We start from the raw sequence: 22,316 nt of genomic DNA on the forward strand, positions 1-22,316 counted from the left end.
TAGGAATTTGAGAATATATAAAATAAAAGTTGAAAGGGATGTTCTAGAAACACTTACTTTTCTGAGAGTATTTCTTCTTTTAAGACCCAAGCAGAAAGTAAGGACAGTCCACCCATTACACAATAACGTTTCTTTTTCGTAATCAAACCATAGCAAATTGCCGTTGTTCCCAATAAGAAATTAACAGTTGAAGCATTAGCCAGATGTTCATTATTTGGTGAGGGTAAATGAATAGGTAGGTCTAGTGAATCATTTACCTTATTTAAAGTAGTGTTAAGTGTAGATATCATAGCTATTCCTCCTATCATATGGTTATTCAATAACATTATCAATCGTAGAGTCTAAAATAAACTCAAAAACAGATTCAAAATCATCCGTCACCCTGTCGCGGATAATGATGATACTCAACAAAGTATTGACGATTTCAAGTGCTTTTTTTTCACTTATCTTGAGTTTTAAATTGGCAAGGTGTAAAGCTTCTTCAAAAAACTCCTTATTGTCTGTTTCTAGTTCAGTGATGAAATCAGGAGATAATTTACCAACAAAGGCTAAAAAATCAGGATTGGAGAAGTCGTAAAGGAAAGGCGAGTTTTTGTATTCTCTGAATAAGAATTTCATAGCTTCAACGAAACCTTCTTTAGAAGGAGAGGCATTTAAAATAGTCCGCCAATTTGTTTTCAAACGATTTTGAACTCTATTTAACGTATCAACAAATAACTCTTCTTTTGTTCCGTATAACAAGTAAAATGCGCCAGTCGAAATAGAAGCTTTAGAAGTTAGTTCAGCAATATTCGTTTTCTTATATCCATTGGTGCCCCAGCTTTTTTCACATTCCATACACAACGTGCTTCTTAATTCGGCTCTTTTTTCTTCTGAAAATCCTTTAGTACCTATCTTCATTATTATCCTACTTTCTGATCGTTTGAATATTTTTATACTTATATTCATAATTGTAATTTAAATAAATAATTTGTCAAGTTTTGTCATGAAAAGTATCCATGAATAGACTCAAAAATAATAGAAGCGCTTGACAGAATGTATTGTAAGTATTAATATGTGAATATAAAGTTGTGAATATTCATGGTTATATATTCACGGATAGGAGAGTGAGGGTTTATTGAATAATGTGCTAGAAATTAAAAAATTGACCAAATCATTTGAAGATCAGCTTGTTTTAGACAATGTATCACTTTTTTTGAGAAAAGGAATGATTTACGGATTGCTGGGTGCCAATGGAGCTGGAAAGACAACAATTATCAAAGCTATTTTTGATTTAGTAAAACCTGACAGTGGAGAGATTTATCTCTTTGGTAAAAGCGTGCCGCAATCTGTTGAGGAATATAGAAAAGTTGGAAGTATCATTGAAACCCCAGTTTTTTATGAAAATAAGACTGTAGAAGAGAATTTGCTCCTTCATTGTGATTATATGGGCGAAGAATTTAAGTGCAATATAGATAAGGTATTGCAAAATATTGGCTTGTATAAAGAAAAAGAGAAGAGGATCGAACAGCTGTCTTTAGGTATGAAGCAACGGTTAGGTTTGGGAAGAGCGCTCTTGAATGAGCCAGAGCTATTGATTTTAGATGAGCCAATCAATGGATTGGACCCAGAAGGCATTATTGATTTCAGAAATCTGATTTTAAATATTAACCAAACATACGGAACAACGGTCTTGATCTCTAGTCATATTTTGATTGAAGTCTTTAAAATAGTGGATACGATAGGGGTTATTGCTAATGGGAAATTAATCAAAGAAGTCAGCAAGAAAACATTAGAAGAGATGGAAATTGATATTGAAGATTATTATCTATCTCTCGTGAAAGAAGAGGTTAGTGTATGACAAAATTATTAAAAATTGAATTAAAGAAGATCAATCTTAAAAGTCAAATTTTTTCATTGATTGGAATGAATTTTGTTGTACTATTACTTTCTATTTTTACTTCGACATTATTAGCGAATCCATCGAATGAAATCAATCCAACAGGTGTCAAGATTCAATTAACGACATCCGAGTTAGCTTTATTGATTATACGGGCTGTTCTGATTGTCTGGCAAGCCATCTTGATTGTGCAAATCATCATTGAAGAGTACAAAACAAAAACAATCACGGTGCTTTTTACTTATCCCTATAGTAAGAAACAATTAATTTTAGCGAAGTTTTTACTTATTTTCTTGTTAACAGCTGCTTTTGCCGTTTGTTCAACGATATTTCAGGAAATCAGTATTTACTTACTAAGCCAACAACTCACATTTGTCAGCTTTGTTCCAGAAAGTCTGTGGTCCCTCATAATCGTTCTTATTTCTAATAGTTGTTTAGGATTTTTACCATTATTTATTGGAATGAAGAATATTTCGGTTATTGCCACAATCGTGTCATCTTTAGTCATTGTGGTGATTGGCTCTAATTCTCAAGCATCACCAACTGGATTATTGGGAATTCCTGTGGTGTCTTTATTTTTAGGAGTAATCAGTATCATGTTAACGGTTGTTACGTATCGTTCGATGTTAATAAAAGAATGCTAAATAAAAGGAGATAATCTATTATGCCAAGTAAAGTGTTAGACAGTTCATTTATCAAGATTCCCGATCAGTCAGTTTTAATCTATCTATGGACAGGAACGATTATTCTAGGTCTGGTATTAATCATTATTGGTTTGATTTTAGGAAAAAGAAACAAGAGTAAAAACAAAAATACTTCTAAAGTATTATTCTGGGGTGGTGTTGTGATTGTTCTAGCTCAAGGAGCACAGTTGTTGACCAGCTTATTATAAACGAAAAGGATGATGAGATGTGGATGAAATGACTCGCTTTTTTGAAAATATTGCTCAAAGATTGGGGATAAAAATAAAGTTACCAAAAATTACAAATAAGTATTCTATTATTAGTTTACTCATGATGATAATCAGCTTTATTTGTTTAAAGCTATCATTAATTTTTTTAATACCAGGCACTTTCGCGACTATTAATTTTTTTCTGGTAAATAGAAAACGTTAAAAATAATAGCTCTGAGAACGTGTTTAAGTTAGCGTTATATTTAGGGGGATAAAAATGGAAATTGAAAGTCGTGCGATTTGGAATAAAAATTTTGCTTATATCATCATGGGTCAGACCCTTTCGGTTTTAGCAAACTCTGTGATGAAATTTGCTTTATCTTTGTATATTTTAGATTTAACAAAATCAGCTGCTTTATTTGGCACATTATTAGCAGTATCGATTATACCAACAATTATTTTTTCACCAATTGGCGGTGTATTGGCAGATAATTTTAATAAAAAAAAGATGATGGTCATCATGGATGGATTGTATGCATGTATTGCTATTTTAGTCTATGTTGCAGTTGTTTTAAGAGGGAATATTGTCGTCATTGCTGCGTGTTTAATGTTAATGTCAGTTGTTTCAGCATTTGAAACACCGATCGTCCAATCAAGTATGCCTTTGTTATTTAAAGAAGTTCATTTATTGAAAGCCAATTCAGTTGTTAATCAAATTCAATTGTTTTCAAATTTTGTTGGTCCAATCCTTGCGGGATTTTTATATAGCTTAGTAAAGATTGAATGGATATTCATTATTTGTTTTATCTTATTCTTTGGTGCTGCCTGTATTGAATGTTTTATTAGAATTCCTATTTTGATTGTAAAGTTTGAAAATGGTGCAATTGCAACCGTTATCAAAGACTTGAAAGAAAGCTGGTTATTTATCCGAAAGGAAGAACCGGCGATAGTGAATATCATCATGGTTTTGGGAGCAATCAGTTTTTTTATATCGGGTTTATTGTTTGTCGGTATTCCTTACATTATAAGGATTATTTTGAATCTAAACAGTGAATATTTAGGCATTAATCAGGGACTGATTTCGTTAGCGGGAATTGCTGGAGCTGTAATGGTGGGAGTATTTTCAAAGAAATTGAATATGAAAAATAGTTACCTAATTGTGGGGGGATCTAGTCTGCTTATTCTTATTATGGGTGTTATTTTTATGTTTGAGCTGCCAGTGGCGATAACCTTTGGATTATTTACATTGACAATTATGTTGTTGCAGGCGTTATTTACATTATTCTCTATTTTTGTTATTTCAAATATTCAAGCGAATACGCCTGTTCAATTGGTTGGGAAAGTAATGTCTTACGTTACCACTTTAAGCTTATGTGCACAACCACTTTCTCAAGCAGTTTATGGCTTTTTATTCGAACTATTTTCAAGTTCTGTTTATATCCTCTTTTTGATTACAGGGGGAATCATGTTAGTTGTTAGTTATTTTTCAAAAGAGACATTTAAACATTTTAATCAATAGATGGATGAGGCTTCTTGAATGAATTCAGTTAAAGTCATTTTTTTTTCAATATTTTGCGAAAGAATGGGCGAGCAAATAGCGAACTTATATTGGTTATCAATAGTACGAGAGCCAAATTGTACATTGCATTCTAGTTTGCTTATAAGGTTGATTTTCTTCTCACTAAGCGCAAAAGAATATGAATTTAATGGGAGAGATAATCCAAGTCCGATTTGTTTACTGAAAGCTTCTTTTAGTGTCCAGATAGAATACAATGCTTCTAACTGTTCTAACTCATTTTTTTTAGAATGAATGTAATCTTGTTCAGGATCTGAGAAAAAAGAACTAATTCCCTCAATGTCAATCAACCGCATATCCTCAATATCTAAACCAACAGGAGCACTACTTATTGAGCAGCAAACATAATCACCTGAATGGGTTAAATTAAAAAAAATAGTTGGACGGGAAACTAAAATTGGTTTTCCGTATTTTGAGGTTGAAAAAATCATTTCATCTGGAGGTAGTCCACAGTAGTTGAACAACATCGTTTTTAAAAGGATTCCTGCTGTCAGTGAACGGAGCTTATCACCATAAAACTTTAAATATTTGATTTTCTCTCGTCTTTCTAAATCAAGTAGATGATACCATTTCTCCCAAGTAGCAGAGTCTAACGAATGATCTAATTTCAATAAATACGTAACTAGCATAGGCACCTCAATAAGAATGTTGATAATAGTGTTTTTAAGTAGGGTAAGTATATTTTATTTATAATGGAAAGTCAACTCTCTTTTCTGTGAAATATATATGGTTATTACGAGGAATACATAGATGGAATCTTTATTTTTTTGTTATTTATTTTATAAAAAGAGTTGACAATTAGTCAAAAATTCAATATAGTTTGAATTAAAACAAATGAATATTCATGTTTTTAAATTCATGAAAAGTTATTAAAATCAATAAAATAGCATTCAAACTTGTTTTTAAACTAATACAATGGAGTGAGTGATGAGTTGGATAAGGCAAGAGGTAATCAATTAATAATGGACGATTACGAAAAAGTTGTTCATGAGTTTAATGCGAATAAAAATGAAATATGTGAGGGTCTTGATTTAGTTACTTGGTTTGAAAAAGAAGTTCAGAAATATCCGGAAAGAGAAGCAGTCGGGATTAGTAGAACGGTTCTAACGTATAGTGAATTAAACCAAAAAGCGAATGCCGTTGCAAAATTACTGGTAGAATCCGGTGTTGAAAAAGAAGATTTGATTGGTATAATTTTGAATCGTTCAGTCGAATTAGTCGTTACGATTTTAGGCGTTTTAAAATCAGGTGCGGCCTTTTTACCTATAGATTCTGAAAATCCTGAAGAGCGAATTAAATATATTGTTGAAGACAGTCAGGTGACACAAGTAATTACAGAGGAAGATAATAGAAATAAATGGGAAAAACGACTAGATAGAGAAATAATCTGTCCAAATTTTACTAACATTAGTGAAACTAATTTATCTTTATCCTATTCTCCAAATCAACTAGCCTATGTTATCTATACTTCTGGAACAACAGGAAACCCTAAAGGTGTCATGGTTGAGCATAAAGGATTAGTCAATTTTATCAACTGGAAACTTGGAACAGCAAAATTTAATGAGAAAAGTGTAGTTCTCCAAAAAGCTACCTGTTCTTTTGACGCAGCTATAGGAGAAATTTTCTTAGGACTATTAGGTGGTGTCAAACTTCAATTGTTAACAGATCAAGAAAATAATAATTTCAGTATGCTTTTGGATGTTATAAAAACAAATCAAGTAACTCATACGGTAATGATTCCTACTGTACTTTCGGTCTTGTTAGATTATACGGAAGAGGTTCAAAAAGAAGAGTATCTTTCTTGTTTGAATATGGTGTATATTGCTGGTGAAAAATTAGAAAAACCGCTGGTAAAAAAACTCTGCAGGGTAACTTCTTTAACAAAAGACAATATTTACAATCTTTATGGACCGACAGAAACTTCAATTGGAGCAACCTATTTTCGTTTATCAGAGTTAACGGATCAACTAACAATTTCCATTGGTAAAGGAATCGATAATGTGAATATTTACATTATGAATGGGAATCAATTATGTGGGGTTGAAGAGGTTGGTGAACTTTGTATTAGCGGAGTTGGTGTTGCCAGAGGTTATTTAAACCATCCAGAATTAACAAAAGAAAAATTTGTTGATAATCATGTTGATTCATCTGGTCAAATTTATAGAACAGGAGATCTAGCAAAATGGCAGGAAAACGGTTGTTTAGACTATCTTGGTCGTATAGATGAACAAGTCAAAATCAATGGATTACGAATCGAGCTAAGTGAAATCAAAAATCAATTAGCTAGTTATCCTAAAATTGATGATACTGCCGTTATTGTTTCGGAAAAAAATCAGATCATTGCTTACTTTGTTTCAAAAGAAAACTATCAAGAAACACAATTAAAAAAGGATTTAGAAAGAACACTCCCACGATACATGGTTCCAAAACGAATCATAAAAATTGATGCTTTACCCGTAACTAACAATGGGAAATTAGACAAAAGTAAACTGCCAGTTATTGCGGAAGACCCGATAACTTTTTTTAAAGAACCAATAAAACCTAAAAACGAAAAAGAGTCTGTTCTTATTTCTGTCTTTTCTACAGTGCTAAATACTAATACGATTGGACGCAATCATAATTTTTTTGAAATTGGCGGCGATTCTATTAAAGCAATCAGAATTGTATCAAAACTAAGAGAACTAGACTACAACTTAAGTGTTTCAACAATCATGACAGAAAAAAAACTAGCCAACATTGCGGCCCATATGGAATTGATTCATCCTAAATCGATGGAACAGCAAGAGCAAACGATTGTTGGTGAAACTCCACTATCTCCAATTCAAAAATACTTCTTCGACAGTAAACTTCCAGTACCAGAACATTTTAACCAAACCTTCTTACTAGAATACCCAACACTTAAAACAGAACCTTTAAATAAAGCATTATTAGCTGTATGTAATCATCATGATCTACTGAGAGCTGTTTATCTAGATGAAAAACAAATCATCAAAGAACAAGACAGCACGAATCTATTTGAATTGACTTCCGTTGATTTATCTGATGAAAAACCGCAGCTTATTTTTGAAGAAATGGAAACAATCAGTAATAAAATCCAAGCAACCTTAAATTTAACTGCTGGACCTTTGATTAAAGCCGTTGTTTTTCATACAAAAAAAACAGATTATCTTGTATTGATTGTTCATCATCTAATGGTGGATGGTATTTCTTGGCGAATTTTAGTGGAAGATATCAATACTGCTTATAAACAATCTTTAGAAAACAAAACAATTGAATTGCCAATGAAAACAGCTTCCTTTTCTAGATGGTGTCAGTCATTAGAAGAATTTAGTACGTCTGAGATCCTAAAAAAAGAACGTTCTTACTGGCAGAAAATCAGTAAATCAGCAAGAAAGTCTAATACAACGTTATGCTCGCCTCAAAACAATGTTGGAACGGGATTTGATGAAATAGTATTGTCAAAAGAGTTAACTGAAAATCTTATGTTACATTCTAACAAATCTTATAACACAGAAATAAATGATTTATTAGTAACGGCTTTATTTAGAGCGATAGATAAATTAACAACAACTGATACAATCAGCGTTCGGATGGAAGGACATGGCCGCGAACCGATACATAAACCTATTCACATTGATCGAACAATTGGCTGGTTTACAACAATTTATCCTATTGTTTGTGAAGGAATGGGAGACACGTTACAGCAAGATATTAAGAATGTGAAAGAAAATCTACGTCGTATTCCTAACCACGGCTTAGGTTATAGTGTGTTGGATTGTTATGATGATGAGTTTGAAGGTGTTCAAACGGAAGTTACATTTAACTATTTAGGCGATTTCCACCAAGAAACTTCAGCGTATGATATACAAATAAAGGCTGTAGAATATGGCAACCAAATAGCAGAAAATAATCATTTTGGGACACCTATTTCTATTGATGGTTCATTAAATAACGGTATTATCTCTTTTGTTTTCATTTATGATAAATCACAATGTGATGAAGCAAAGATTAAAGCGTTTAAAACTTTATTTGAAAAAGAACTGAAAAGCGTTGTAGATCATTGTTTGAACAAAAAAATAGTTGAAAAAACAGCTTCCGATTATGGCGAAATTAACTGGAGTGAAAGAGAGTTTAGGCAAGTGGAAACAGCTTTTTCCGAGATGAACGATCAAATCGAAAAAATCTATCCCTTGACTCCTCTTCAAGAAGGTCTATTATTCCACCAACAAGAAAAAGCAACCTCAACAGCGTATATTGTTCAATCAATTTATGGATTAGGAGCTATCCAAATAGAAGCATTTAAACAAGCACTAGATCTTTTAGTTAAGAAATATAGCGCTCTGAGAACAAACTTCTTTTATCGAGACATCAGTACTCCACGGCAAATTATCCGGAAAAAAGCAGTTTGTGATGTTGAATTAATTGATTTAAGCGATAGTTCAAATCTTCAAAAAGAACGTAAAAAAATTGAAGAAGAGAATATTGAAAAAGGTTTCGATCTTGAAAAAGATGCGTTATTCCGTATAAAAATAATAAAAGTTGCTACGGATGACTATAAGATGTTGATGAGTTTCCATCATATTATTTTAGATGGCTGGTGCAATGGGATTTTGCTAAATGAGTTAAAACGATTCTATAAACAGTTGATTGCTGGAGAAACTTACGAATCTATCCAACAGAAAATCTATCCAGATTATGCTCATATGGATTACGTAAACTATTTAGCCGAAATGAATACAGAGGCTGCAAAGAACTATTGGCATACGTTATTAGCAGATTATACAACGGTTGCAGGTATTTTACCGACAGCAGTGAAAACGAATAAAGTCGATAAAAATCAAATCAAGCAAGTACTTGATACTCAAACAAGTCAGCAAATCCGTTCTTTAGCAAAAAATTTAAATACAACGGTCAATACGATTTTTGAATCTGCTTGGGGCATCTTGTTGCAAAATTACACAAATACAGAAGATGTTATATTTGGACAAGTAGTTTCTGGGAGAAACAGCCCAATTGCTAATATTGAAGATAAAGTTGGGTTATTTATAAATACGATTCCAGTTAGAGTTCAAAATGAAAAAAATACGCCAATCACGACAATTATAGCTAACCTACAAAAACAATTAAACCAAAGCGGAGAATATGACTTATATCCACTGAGTGACATCCAAAATGAAAATGTATTAGGAAATAAACTGATACAAACCATTGTGGCTTTTGAAAATTATGAACAAAATATTCTATCTAAAGACAACGAACCACAATTTTCACTAGAAAGTATAAGAGAAGAAACAAATTATGATTTAACTCTTTCCATTCAAAATGGGGAAAGATTTACTGTAAATCTGTTATTTGATACGTCAATTTATTCAAAAGCAGGTGTTAATTATATTTTGTCCCATTTTTCTCAGTTACTAAAAACAATTGCAAAATCACCAGAACAGGCGGTTTCAACTATTGATTTTCTTACTGATAATGAACGTGAACTGATCGAAACAAGCATTAATCAAACAGCAACCGATTATCCATCCGACGCATCCATTACAAAGATTTTTGCGGATAGTGTCCCAAGACACCTAAATCAGGTAGCCCTTGCGTCAAAAGAACAGACTTTAACTTATAAGCAACTGGATAAGCGTTCAACAAATGTAGCTCAAAAATTGAGAAATCTTGGAATTGTCAAAGGGGACTTAATTGGCGTTGTGGCAGATAGAAAAGTTGAAACAATTATTCTATTCTTAGGAATTTTAAAAGCAGGAGGAGCCTATTTACCAATAGATAGCAATAGCCCACTAGAAAGGATAAAATTCATTGTTAACGATGCGAAGTGCAAAGTGTTGTATGACGTTGGCGGCCAGTTAAAAGAAACACAACAAATAAAAAATTGTACGATTATTACAAATGACGCTTTTGAAGAAAGTGATATATATGAGAAATTGCCTCAAATGAATCCGGAAGATTTAGCCTATGTTATCTATACATCGGGAACAACTGGGGTGCCTAAAGGTGTTATGATCACGCATAAAAATGTTCTTCGTCTTGTTCAAAATACTAATTACGTTGATTTTGTGGATTGTCATATCCTCCAGACGGGTTCACTAACCTTTGATGCCTCTACATTTGAAATTTGGGGGGCATTGTTAAACGGAGGTCAGCTGTTTATGACAACCTCAAATGTATTACTGGACCCAGCAGGATTGGAAGAAGTCATCGTAACCCAACAAATCAATACTTTATTTATTACGACAGCCTTGTTTGTAAATATCGTTGAACTCTACCCTAAAGCGTTTCATTCACTTCGCCGTATTCTTGTGGGTGGTGAAAAAATTGTTCCAGCACCGATAAAACGATTCAAAGAATATAATCCAAAGGTCAGTATTTGTAATATCTATGGACCAACTGAAAATACTACGTTTTCTTTATTTGAAGATATCGATTATGATCTTGAGAATATTGTACCGATTGGTAAACCAATAGCCAATACAACGGCTTATATTATGAAAAATGAACAATTGTGCGGAATTGGGGTGCCAGGGGAGTTGTATTTAGGCGGAGCTGGTTTGGCTTCTGGTTATTTGAATCTAAAGGAAAGCACAGATGAAACATTCATTATGGATGGGAATAATCAACGCTTATACAAAACAGGAGACCTTGTCCGTTGGCTTGAAAATGGTTCAATTGATTATCTTGGACGTACCGATGACCAAGTGAAAATTAGAGGGTTCAGGATAGAATTAGAAGGGATTACGACTGCTATTAAGCAATTGCCTTATGTAAGTAATGGAATAACACTTATTTTTGAAGAAAAGGGTCAAAAAGAGATTTGTTCTTATATACAGATGGAAAAGCTAGTGGATATTGAAATGATTCGTCATGATTTGATGCAGAAACTACCAGATTATATGATACCTAAAGTGATTATGAATGTAGGGGAATTCAAACTTAATAAAAATGGGAAAATTGATAAACAATCGCTGCCAACACCTGAAATGCCTAAAAATAATGATTTCACAGCGCCACGAAATGAAGCGGAAATACTTGTGAGCGAAGCTTTTACGGAAATATTGAATGTCCCTCAAATTAGTGTAACAGATGACTTTTTCACCTTAGGCGGTCATTCCCTGAAAGTTATGCATTTATCTAGTTATTTGGCAGCTAAAACAGGCACCAAACTATCACTAGAAGAAATCATGACTAGCAGAACGGTTGAAAAAATTGCACGTAATCTTCAAACAGGAGAAAGATATCATCCGATTGGAAAAGGAACAAGTTTAAAGGTGAGTCCAGCCCAAAATCGAATTCTTTTAGTGGAAGAGTCATTAACTGACAGCACAACATATAATATTCCAGTTGTCTTGACGATACAAGGAGACTTTTCAGTTGGAAAATTACAAGAATCATTACAGAAGTTGAGTCAAAAATATGAAATAGTACGAACAACTTTTGAGTTTAGAGAAGGAGAATATCTTCAAACGATTGCTGATAAGATTACAATTCCGCTATCTGTATCAACAGTTGAACGAGAAGTATTGAATCAAGCAATCAGTGCATTTATTCAACCATTCAATCTAACCAAAGGACCGCTTATCAGAGGGCATGTGTTCACTCTTTCAGCGAATGAACATGTCTTTGTCATAGACATTCATCATGGGATATTCGATGGTGAATCAATCCCAACTTTTGTGTCAGAACTTGCTGCATTTTATAACGGAGAAGAAACAAAAGATGTAGCCATTCAATATAAAGATTACAGTTCTTGGCAAAATAAACTAGACGTGCAAAAGCAAGAGAAATTCTGGTTGGATACATTTACCAATGCTGAACTAAATACTGAATTTCCAACAGATTACGCTAGAGGATCAGCAGCAAGTTTTGCAGGTGCAAGTTTTTCGACACCATTGCCTGAAAAACTAACTACCAAAATGAAAGAATTTGGGAAGGAAAATGGCGTAACCAGCTATATTTTCTTTGCAGCAATCTTCCAGTTACTGCTTTCAAGATATTCAAGAAAAGATCAAGTTGTTATTGGGACAGCTATCTCAGGTCGAAACCATCCAGATTTAGAGGAAATGTTGGGGATGTTTGTAAATACGGTAGCCATAAAACAAGACATTGAAGCAGATGTACCATTTACTCAGTATGTAAAACAAGTTCAATTGAATTTCTTTGATGTTTTCAATAATCAGGAGTATCCGTTTCAACAATTGGTAGAGAAGTTGAATATAAAATCAAGCCAAACTCGTAATCCGATTTTCGATGTGATGTTCTCCTACGAAAATATAGGGAAAGGACATTATTCATTAGGGGATGGAGAGATGACTCTCTATGAGCTAGCTAATAATACAGCTAAATTTGATTTAACCTTGACTATCAAAGAACAGGCAGAAAATATAGTGATCAATTGGGATTACAACGTCCAATTATTTAAAGAAGAAACGATGAAAAGAGCCTCAGAACACTTTTTCACTTTGATATCAAAAGCTCTTGAAGGACCGAAAAGTACATTGGCAGAACTTTCGATGATTGATAAAACAGAGGAAAACAAACTTTACCATAGTTTCAACACACAAGAAGAAAGTGACTTACAACACAAAACGATTGTTTCCTGGTTTGAAGAAAATGTAGAGAACTATCCAGATAGAATTGCGGTAGGAATTGAAGCACAAGAAATCAGTTATTCCGATTTAAATAAGATGGCCAATGCCATTGCGAAAAAACTAAAAGAGTCAGGAATCAAAAAAAATGATGTCGTGGGAATATTGTTTCATCGTTCGATTGAATTTGTTGCAGCTATTTATGGTGTTTTAAAAATAGGTGCTGCATACCTACCAATTGATAGAGAACTTCCAGCAAATAGAATCCATTATATTTTAGAAAATAGTCAGGCAAAAATGATACTGACAGATGAACAATCAAACCAATGGAATGTCCAAACTCTTGTTGTATCGCCAAAGGATAAAGTAGTGGAAAATCCTCAGCTGGAGCATTCTCCAGAAGATTGTGCGTACATTATCTATACTTCAGGAAGTACAGGAAATCCCAAAGGAGTCAAAATCCAACACAAAAGTTTGATTAATCTGATGGAATGGCAAAAGAAACAGAGTGAAATCAACGAACAGAGTGTTGTTCTGCAAAAAGCGACCTGCTCATTTGATGCATCGGTTTGGGAAATTTTCTTAGCGACATTATCTGGTGTTAAACTCCAAATGATTACGGAAGAAGAAAACCATGACTATAAAAAATTACTAAACGTGATTCAAGAAAGAAAGGTTACGCATACCTTGATGGTTCCAACGGTCTTTGATTCTATCTTAGATTATATGCAAGTAGAACATTTATCGACAGCTTTAGAAGGTGTGAAAAAAATCTATTTAGGCGCAGAAGCTTTAACAACACAACTACTAAAAAAGTATGCAGCAATCACTGGTGATAAAGGAAATATCGCGAAGATAACGAATTTATATGGGCCAACAGAAACAACGGTTTGCGCCACATTTTATGAAGTAAGAGTTCAAGATTTACACGAGCAAATACCGATTGGTCAGCCGATTCGAAATACTCAAGTTTACATTATGAATAATGAGAAATTATGCGGTATCGACATGGTAGGAGAAATTTGTGTAGGCGGAGTTGGATTATTCAAAGAATATATAGGGTCGCAACGTTTGACTAAAGAAAAAATGTTCCCAAATCAGCTAGATCAAAATCAATTTTTATATCAAACAGGAGATCTTGGAAAAGTAGATGAAAATGGTCAAATTCATTATCTCGGACGTATGGATAAACAAGTGAAAATTCGTGGCTTCAGAATTGAAATCGACGAAATTGAAAAGGAACTTCTAAAACAACCTGAAATTTTAAGTGGGGCAATAATCGTTAATGAAAGCCGAGGAGAACCGCAATTATGCGCCTATTTTGTTAGTCGATCCACTGTGGATATTCACACAATTTTAGCTGGATTTAAAGAAATGTTCCCAGATTATATGATTCCTAGCTTTATCAAACAAATTGATGAATTACCTAAAAATCATAACGGAAAATTAGATAGAAATGCGTTGCAAGATATTCCAATTGAATACAATACAACGATTGTCCAGCCAAAAACAAATGATGAAGAAAAGCTGCTATCAATTTTTAAAGAAGTTCTGACTGTTGAAAAAATAGGTGTGACGGATAACTTTTTTGAACTTGGCGGCTATTCGATCAAAGCAGTTGAACTCTCTAGACGAATTGAAAAAGAATTTAATTCACGGATATCGTTAAAAGATATTATGAAAGAGCAAAACGTAAAAAATATTGCCAAGATCATTAAAACAAAAAATAAAAAGGGATTTCAACCATTACTGAAAGCTGCTGAGGAGTATTTAAATGAGTAAAAGATATTTAATGAGTTCCAACCAAAGAAGAATTTACACTCTTGAACAAACGCAAGAAGCAAGCGTTACGTATAACATGCCAATCATTTTGACGTTCAAAGAATCACTAGATTATGTTCGTCTAAATCAGGCATTTAATCAATTATGTGAAAGGCATGAAGCTTTTCGGACTAGCTTTTCAATTGAAAAAGATAAATTTGTACAACACATTCATTCGCCAAAAAAACTGAAAGTGGAGAGTCTTAAAAACTGTAAAGTAGACGAAATCAAGGAGAAATTTATCCGTCCTTTTGACTTAAGTCAAGCACCTCTTATCCGAATGGGGGTAGGAGAGGAGCCGGGGAATGGCGCCACATTCTTAATTATTGATGTTCATCATATCATTTCAGATGGCGCTTCAATGGGGATTTTACTAAAAGAATTTAGTGAGCTTTATGATGGCATTGAATTGGAGCCGATGGAACTTCACTATAAAGATTTTTCTGCTTGGCAAAATACGCTAGATTTAAAAGAACAAGAAGCATTTTGGCAAGAAGAATTTTATAATCCTATGCCCGAAACAGACCTACCAATAGATTTTAAAGAACATAAGGTACTAGAGTTTGAGGGAAAGCATATGGAAATGAAGCTCAGCGCATCAATCAAAGAAAAAATTGAGGCAATCAATAAACAACACCAAACGACTAGTTTCATGGTTTATTTAACAACACTAATGATTTTTTTTACTAAGTTAAATCGTCAAGATCGTATAGTCATCGGAACAGCTGCTGGAGGAAGAAACCATTCTTCAGCAGAAGAAATGATGGGAATGTTTGTAAACACCTTACCGATTATTGGAACAATCGACCATCAAAAAAGTTTTATTGATGTTTTAGAAGATGTGAAAAATAAGAGTTTGAATGTTTTTGAAAACCAAGACTATCCCTATGAAAAGATGGTAGAACTAGCTCCTAAAAATCCGATTTTTGATGTGATGTTTTCTTATGAGGTCGGTTTTGATGAGTCTGTTTATTTAGGTGGGCAACTAGCTAAGGTAAAGCAAGTTCAATTAGATGTATCAAAATTTGATATCACGGTCACTTTGATTGAGCATCCATCAGATTATACGATCAACTGGGAATATAATTCAGGGCTTTTTAAAGAAGAAACAATTCAACGATTGGCCGATTATTTTCAGGAGCTTTTGAATAATTTACTAGCGTTACCAACTCGATCAATCTGCGAGATTCAATACTTGAAATCTATAGAAATGAATCGAATTAAAGAAGAATTTAAACCCTTGAATAGCGCGCTAGAAAAAGTTTCATTCGTCTCGCCAGTCCAAAAATTTGAAGAACAAGTTCTAAAAAATCCAGAAAAAACAGCCCTTCATTATTTAGATGAAGAAGTAACATACCGCCAACTTAATGAACGTGCAAATGCCGTGGCGAAAAAGTTAAAACAAGCAGGGATTGGGAAAAATGATTGTGTGGCCTTGATTGTTGAGCAATCTACGGAATTAGTGATCGGTCTATTAGGGATTTTAAAAGCAGGTGCCGCCTATCTTCCAATTACTGTAACAACACCAATTGAGCGGATCAATTATATTATAAAAGATAGCCAAGCCAACGCCGTACTATGCTCACCAAAAACAAATCAACTGGTTTCAAATGAACATATCTGTAAGACAATACTTATTCAGTCACAAGAGAGCCAAAAAAATATTGTTAAACAAGAGGAATCAGAAGGGGCAGATCTTGCCTATATTATTTACACTTCAGGCAGTACAGGAAAACCAAAGGGAGTAATGATCGAAAACCATTCTTTGATGAACTTGATAGAATGGCAAATAACAGAAGCCGACGTAACAGAAAACAGTAGAATTTTACAAAAGGCTATCTACACATTTGATGCATCTGTGTGGGAAATATTTTTAGCTTTACTTTCTGGTGCAACATTACAGATGCTATCACCGGAAGAGCATGATGATTTTGGTCAATTGTTGGATGTCTTTGAAAAAAATCAGGTCACTCATTTTCTGATGGTTCCGACCTTTTTAGAAGCCTTATTAAACTATACAAAAGAAAACAAACGGGAAAAATCTTTTGAATCAATTGAGGCAGTTTACGTCGGCGCAGAAAAAGTAACGAATCATCTGCTGAGGCAATTTGCTGAAACTACAGGAAAGAGTTTATCGATTATTCGTAATTTATATGGACCGACAGAAGGCACAGTATGTGCAACTTATTATAAGTACTCAGATCTCTTAGATAGTCAAGACACATTGATTGGTAAACCTATTCAAAATGCTCAAGTGTATGTTATGAACGATCAAACATACTGTGGTATCGGTATTCCAGGAGAATTATGTATTGGCGGTGCAGGTGTTGCGAAAGGTTACTTGAATCAATCAGATTTGACAGCTAAGCAATTTGTCCTAATGGATGACCAAATTATTTATAAAACAGGTGATTTAGGCCAATATAGAACAGATGGGTCAATCGATTACCTTGGGCGAATGGATAATCAAGTCAAGATTCGTGGTTTTCGTGTAGAACTGTCTGAAATCAGACAGACCCTTTTACAAGTACCGGAGATCATATCCGCAGCAGTAACAGTCAAAAATCATACAGGAACAGACTACCTTTGTGCCTATGTTGTGTGTGACCAGCCATTGACAGATAGTGTTTTAATTGAGTATTTAAGCCAGAAACTGCCAGATTATATGGTGCCAAATTATTTTAGTTTCCTAGATAAATTACCAATCACTGCAAATGGCAAATTGGCTGAAAAACAACTTCCTGAACCAAAATTATCCATCAAAAAAGAATTTCTAAAACCAGTAACTGAAAAGGAAGAACAGCTTGTTGACTTATTCAAAGAAATTTTACAATTGAAACAAGTCAATCTATTAGATAGTTTTTATGAATTAGGCGGAGACTCAATAAAAGCGATTCGACTCGTTTCAAAAGCAAGAGAACTAGACTATCGCTTGACCGTAAAAGGAATTATGCAATCAAGAACAATCAAGGAAATTGCGCAAAAAATGACCATTATTACACAAGAAATGAATCAAGAAATGGTCACAGGAACAGTTCCATATAGCCCAATTCAGCAATTTTTTTATTGGAGCCAGTTAAATCAACCAGAACATTTTAATCAATCGTTGATTTTAGAAACAGCACAATTACTAGATGAAGAAGTTCTAAAAAAAGCACTGGATGAACTTGTCCAACATCACGATATGTTGAGAATGCGTGTTAAAGGGAGTGAGCAAAGGATTTTTGGCTGGGAACAAGAAACAAATTATTCGTTCCACTCATTTAAATTAGATGAGAGTAACGTAAATCCAGCTGAAGAAATTCAATCGATTGGTGCATCATTTCAAGGAAGATTTACCTTTGACGAATCGCCATTGCTGAGGATTTTAGTATTTCAATCAAATGATACATCTTATCTCTGGATTCAGATGCATCATTTGATTGTGGATGCTGTATCATGGCAAATTTTTATTGAAGACTTGAATCAAAGTTATGATTGTTTAATCAAAAAACAACCCCTTCAATTACCTCAAAAGACGATTTCCTATCCATCGTGGAGTGAAGGGGTCAAGGAACTAGCGCAGCGTTACGAAATCAGAAAAGATCAAACTTATTGGCAAGAAGTTAATAAAAAAGTAGCAATGACAAAGGTATTTAATAAGGAGAGACCAACAACAGGAAGTCAGACTTTAACATTTGCATTGAGTAAAGAAGAAACCAACCACCTTCGTTTTGATGCAAATCAGGCATTTTTTACAGAAATCAGTGATTTATTATTGACTGCACTAGCTAAAACACTAAGAAATATTTTTGGGCAAGATCGTCTTTCCTTTACATTAGAAGGACATGGACGTGAACTTTTTGAACAGATAGGAACTGTGGATCGGACCATTGGGTGGTTTACTTCGATGTATCCATTACTGATTACAGTGAAAGAGCAGTTAGCTGAAACAATTATGCATGTCAAAGAATCTGTTAGAAAAATTCCAAATAAAGGGATCAGTTATGGAATACTAGCAACTTATACGGATACGATTGAACCCCTAAAAACAGATGTGGTATTTAATTACCTTGGAGAATTGGCAAGTAGCCAGGATGACGCCCAACTATTTAAAATCAGTGATATTGCTAGTACGAATGATAGTGGTAAAGAAAATACGATTGGCAGTCCATTGTCGGTTAACTGCTATATTCAACATGATCAATTGATTACTGATTTAGTTTATGCCGTACCAATTCTTTCGAATGATGAAATAGAGGCGATCAGCAACGGCTACCAAAAAGAACTATCAGCCATCATAGATTACTGTATCACTTTAGAAAAACCGCAAAAAACAGCATCTGATTTAGGTGAATATTCATGGGAACAGGCGGAATTTAACTTAGCTCAAAAAAGAGTGGATGGACTTGGTGTTGGAGAAATCCAGAGAATCATTCCGTTAACCTCAATGCAAGAAGGATTGCTTTACCACAAACTATTGGATGAAGCTTCCACTAGCTATGTGATTCAATGTTCTTACACTGTAAACACAAAAATAAATCAAAAGCTGTTGGCTCAAAGTTTACAATTACTTGCTGAAAAACATCCTGCTTTAAAAACGAATATAATCTACAAAGACATGAAAGAACCGAGACAAGTTATTTTTACTGAGGCTGCACTAGAAAGCATAACTGTAGATTATTCAGAAAAAGAAAACGCAAACGAATTATTCAACCAATATAAAATTGATGATGTCGATCGTGGATTTAATTTAGAAAAAGAGGCGTTATTTAGAGCGACTCTTGTAGAACTGCCGAAGGAACAGCGACTTATTTTTACATTTCATCATATTATTATGGATGGTTGGTGTTTGTCGATTGTTTTAAATGATTGGATGCACATTTATACAAGTCTGTTGTCTGATGGAGGAGTGGAAAACTTATCTATAGGAGATTCAGATGTTGTTTACGAAGAGTATGCAAGAATTGTTGCTAAGCTTGATAAAGAAGCTAGTTTGACTTATTGGGAAAACTTGTTAGAAGAGTATGACACCCAAGCAAGCTTCACAGGCATGTATCCTAGAAATGATAAAAATCCAGAAATGAACGCATTATTTGACGCTTTATCTAAAGAAGAGACACAGGTGATTCAAACTTTTGCTAAAGAAAACAATGTAACAATGAACACAATTGTAGAGGCTGTTTGGGGGTTGATTCTACAAAGATATAATCACACAAATGACGCTGTGTTTGGAAAAATGGTTTCTGGTAGAAATATGCAATTAGAGGGAATTCAACAAGCTGTTGGACTGTTTATCAATGCAATCCCAGTTAGAGTTAAATGCGATGGAAAAGAGCCATTTGTAGACTTAATTCAGGCGATTCAACATCAGTCAATAGAAAGTGATGAGCATACCTATTGTTCGTTATCTGAAATTCAAAGCAGAAGCTCATTAGGCAAAGAGTTGATTCATACCATTGTTGTTTTTGAAAACTATGATGTTCAAGAAGTAGACGAAACGTGCTCTTTACTTGGTGAAATGGAAGAATACCGTGAACAAACAAGTTACCCCATTTCATTAAGTGTAGGATCTTTTGAGGCGTTGAGTTTTAAATTGATGTTTGATGAGCGTTTATTTACAGAAGCAGAGGCTAAACGTATCTTGTCGCGTATTATTTGTGGGTTAAAAGAGTTGGCACAGAATCAGACTTTGACCTGCGGTGATTTCTCTTTAGTTAATGAAGAAGAACGAAAACAAGTAGTGGTTGAATTTAATCCAGAAAGCTCGGACAATAGTAGTTATCCCACCATGTTAGAAGTGTTGAAAACACAAGCTCAAAAACGACCCAATCAGATAGCTGTTGTTTTTGAAAAAGAACAACTAACATACGCTCAGCTAGAAGAAAAGTCAGATGTTCTAGCAAAACGTTTACTTACAGCTGGTGCTGGGGAAACAGGATGTATCGGCTTATATTGTGATCGAACCATCGAAATGCTTGTAGGGATTTATGGCGTAATGAAAGCAGGAGCGGCCTACGTACCTTTATCTCCGGCCTTGCCGCAAGAAAGAATCGCCTATATTTTAAAAGATAGTGATATTAAATTTGTACTGAATGGACAAAAAGCCAGCATGGTACCTATTGAAGCAATAGTCATTGATTATACAGTCGCTGATTTAAAAGAAGATGGGCAGACTCAGATAGTGTTGCCTAAGGTTACAACTCATGATGAAGCTTATGTAATCTATACGTCTGGTACAACTGGAAACCCTAAAGGAGTCGTTGTGGGACAGGCTTCGTTGATGAATTTAGTCAATTGGCAAAAAGATTATTTTAATCTTCACTCAGATCAGACGGTTTTACAGCAATTTTCATTTGTTTTTGATGGATCATTATTAGAACTATTTGCTATTTGCCTCGCCGGTGGAACACTTGAGATACTCTCAGACGATGTGAAAAACGATCCAGACGAATTCTTGAAAAAGTTAGATCAAAAAATGCTGTTTACTGTCCCATCAATCTTTAAAATGTTGCTGGAATACGCAGAAGAAAATGGTCGCCAAGAGGAAATTAATCAATTAAGAAAAGTAGCTCTTGGTGGAGAAGCGACAACGATGGCTTTAGTTGAAACTTTCTATCAGGTAATAACAACAGGACAAACTGAGCTGTACAATCTATATGGACCAACGGAAGCAACCGTTTGTACAGCAGCATATCAAGTGGAAAATCAATTGTATAAATCCGTTCCAATAGGTCGTGGAATTGCTAATTCTAAATTATTTGTCTTTCATGAAGAAAAGTTATGCGGTATTGGGATGTTAGGTGAACTTTGTATTAGTGGGGATAATTTGGCTTTGGGTTATTTAAACAATCCTCAGATGACAGCGGAAAAATTTGTTCAAAATCCAGTTGTGCCATCAAAACGAATGTATCGAACAGGGGATTTAGTTAAATGGCAGGAAGACGGAATGATTCAATATGTAGGACGTGTGGATGAACAGGTGAAAATTCGAGGTTTTAGAATCGAGCTAGGAGAAATTGAAAACCAGTTAGGTCTTCTTTCAGCCGTTTGGGATGCCTGTGTGATTACGAAAACCATCAATAATGAACAATTCCTGTGTGCTTATCTTATAACAAATGAAGAATTAAGTGCTTTTGAAGTCAAAGAGGAACTGAAAAAAACATTACCAGACTATATGATTCCCCCGTATATAACGTTTATGAAGCAGTTTCCGTTTACGAAAGCAGGAAAAATAGACAAGCAGAATTTACCTAAACCTGTTGGCAATCAAAAGGCTGTTTATGAAGAACCGAGAAACGAATTGGAAGAAACGATTTGCAGGTTGTTTGAAGAAATTTTAGAAGTCAAACCAATCGGTATTAATGATGACTTCTTTGAACTAGGAGGACATTCGCTAAAAGCTGTTTATCTGGCTAACGGCATTTCAAAATTCTCAGGGATAAAAGTTCCATTAAGCGATATTCTTCAAGAAAAAAATGTTCGAAGTTTAGCAAAAAAAGTAGAGGAATTGACAGCTGAAGGTTCTTTAGTACTTGAGAGTATTGATATTGTTGATGATGAGGAGTTATAAAG

At 34.2% G+C, this 22,316-nt stretch carries 9 protein-coding genes; 6 read left to right on the forward strand and 3 right to left on the reverse strand.

The window, feature by feature from the left end; all coding sequences use genetic code 11:
* Positions 1-53 precede the first annotated feature (53 nt).
* Positions 54-290 (reverse strand): hypothetical protein, encoded by a 237-nt coding sequence (locus tag AC4BB2_RS01830; RefSeq protein WP_490473749.1) that lies wholly within the window; start codon positions 288-290, stop codon positions 54-56.
* A gap of 22 nt (positions 291-312) precedes the next feature.
* Positions 313-900, reverse strand: coding sequence for a TetR/AcrR family transcriptional regulator (locus AC4BB2_RS01835; RefSeq protein WP_490473750.1), 588 nt, complete (start codon positions 898-900; stop codon positions 313-315).
* Positions 901-1,126: 226 nt separating this feature from the next.
* On the opposite strand from AC4BB2_RS01835, the gene AC4BB2_RS01840 reads away from it, so the two are divergent.
* From AC4BB2_RS01840 to AC4BB2_RS01855, 4 genes are all read left to right on the forward strand, one after another.
* Positions 1,127-1,840, forward strand: coding sequence for an ABC transporter ATP-binding protein (locus AC4BB2_RS01840; RefSeq protein WP_490474656.1), 714 nt, complete (start codon positions 1,127-1,129; stop codon positions 1,838-1,840).
* Complete coding sequence (locus AC4BB2_RS01845) at positions 1,837-2,523, forward strand: ABC-2 transporter permease (protein WP_490473751.1); 687 nt, start codon at positions 1,837-1,839, stop codon at positions 2,521-2,523. Before AC4BB2_RS01840 ends, AC4BB2_RS01845 begins: the two co-directional genes overlap by 4 nt.
* 20 nt (positions 2,524-2,543) lie before the next feature.
* On the forward strand, positions 2,544-2,771 hold the full coding sequence (locus AC4BB2_RS01850) for a hypothetical protein (RefSeq protein WP_490473752.1): 228 nt from the start codon (positions 2,544-2,546) through the stop codon (positions 2,769-2,771).
* Positions 2,772-3,048: 277 nt separating this feature from the next.
* Entirely contained in the window at positions 3,049-4,290 is a 1,242-nt protein-coding gene (locus AC4BB2_RS01855; RefSeq protein ID WP_490473753.1) for an MFS transporter, read from the forward strand.
* On the opposite strand, the gene AC4BB2_RS01860 is transcribed toward AC4BB2_RS01855, so the two are convergent.
* A complete protein-coding gene (locus tag AC4BB2_RS01860; RefSeq protein ID WP_490473754.1) occupies positions 4,284-4,976 on the reverse strand; it encodes a 4'-phosphopantetheinyl transferase family protein in 693 nt (230 codons plus the stop codon). The genes AC4BB2_RS01855 and AC4BB2_RS01860 overlap by 7 nt on opposite strands.
* Before the next feature lie 303 nt (positions 4,977-5,279).
* Here AC4BB2_RS01860 and AC4BB2_RS01865 point away from each other — a divergent pair, with 303 nt between their 5' ends.
* Both AC4BB2_RS01865 and AC4BB2_RS01870 read left to right on the forward strand, forming a co-directional pair.
* Positions 5,280-14,723, forward strand: a complete 9,444-nt coding sequence (locus AC4BB2_RS01865; RefSeq protein ID WP_490473755.1) for an amino acid adenylation domain-containing protein — start codon at positions 5,280-5,282, stop codon at positions 14,721-14,723.
* Entirely contained in the window at positions 14,716-22,314 is a 7,599-nt protein-coding gene (locus AC4BB2_RS01870) for an amino acid adenylation domain-containing protein (RefSeq protein WP_490473756.1), read from the forward strand. Before AC4BB2_RS01865 ends, AC4BB2_RS01870 begins: the two co-directional genes overlap by 8 nt.
* The last annotated feature ends 2 nt before the right edge of the window (positions 22,315-22,316 follow it).

It is taken from the genome of Enterococcus sp. AAFC-DPL-5146 (assembly GCF_058216635.1).

Bases quoted from the DNA above. Each gene is read 5' to 3' on its own strand.
- AC4BB2_RS01830 (WP_490473749.1), bottom strand. From the start codon at position 290: ATGATATCTACACTTAACACTACTTTAAATAAGGTAAATGATTCACTA.
- AC4BB2_RS01835 (WP_490473750.1), bottom strand. From the start codon at position 900: ATGAAGATAGGTACTAAAGGATTTTCAGAAGAAAAAAGAGCCGAATTA.
- AC4BB2_RS01845 (WP_490473751.1), top strand. From the start codon at position 1,837: ATGACAAAATTATTAAAAATTGAATTAAAGAAGATCAATCTTAAAAGT.
- AC4BB2_RS01850 (WP_490473752.1), top strand. From the start codon at position 2,544: ATGCCAAGTAAAGTGTTAGACAGTTCATTTATCAAGATTCCCGATCAG.
- AC4BB2_RS01855 (WP_490473753.1), top strand. From the start codon at position 3,049: ATGGAAATTGAAAGTCGTGCGATTTGGAATAAAAATTTTGCTTATATC.
- AC4BB2_RS01860 (WP_490473754.1), bottom strand. From the start codon at position 4,976: ATGCTAGTTACGTATTTATTGAAATTAGATCATTCGTTAGACTCTGCT.
- AC4BB2_RS01870 (WP_490473756.1), top strand. From the start codon at position 14,716: ATGAGTAAAAGATATTTAATGAGTTCCAACCAAAGAAGAATTTACACT.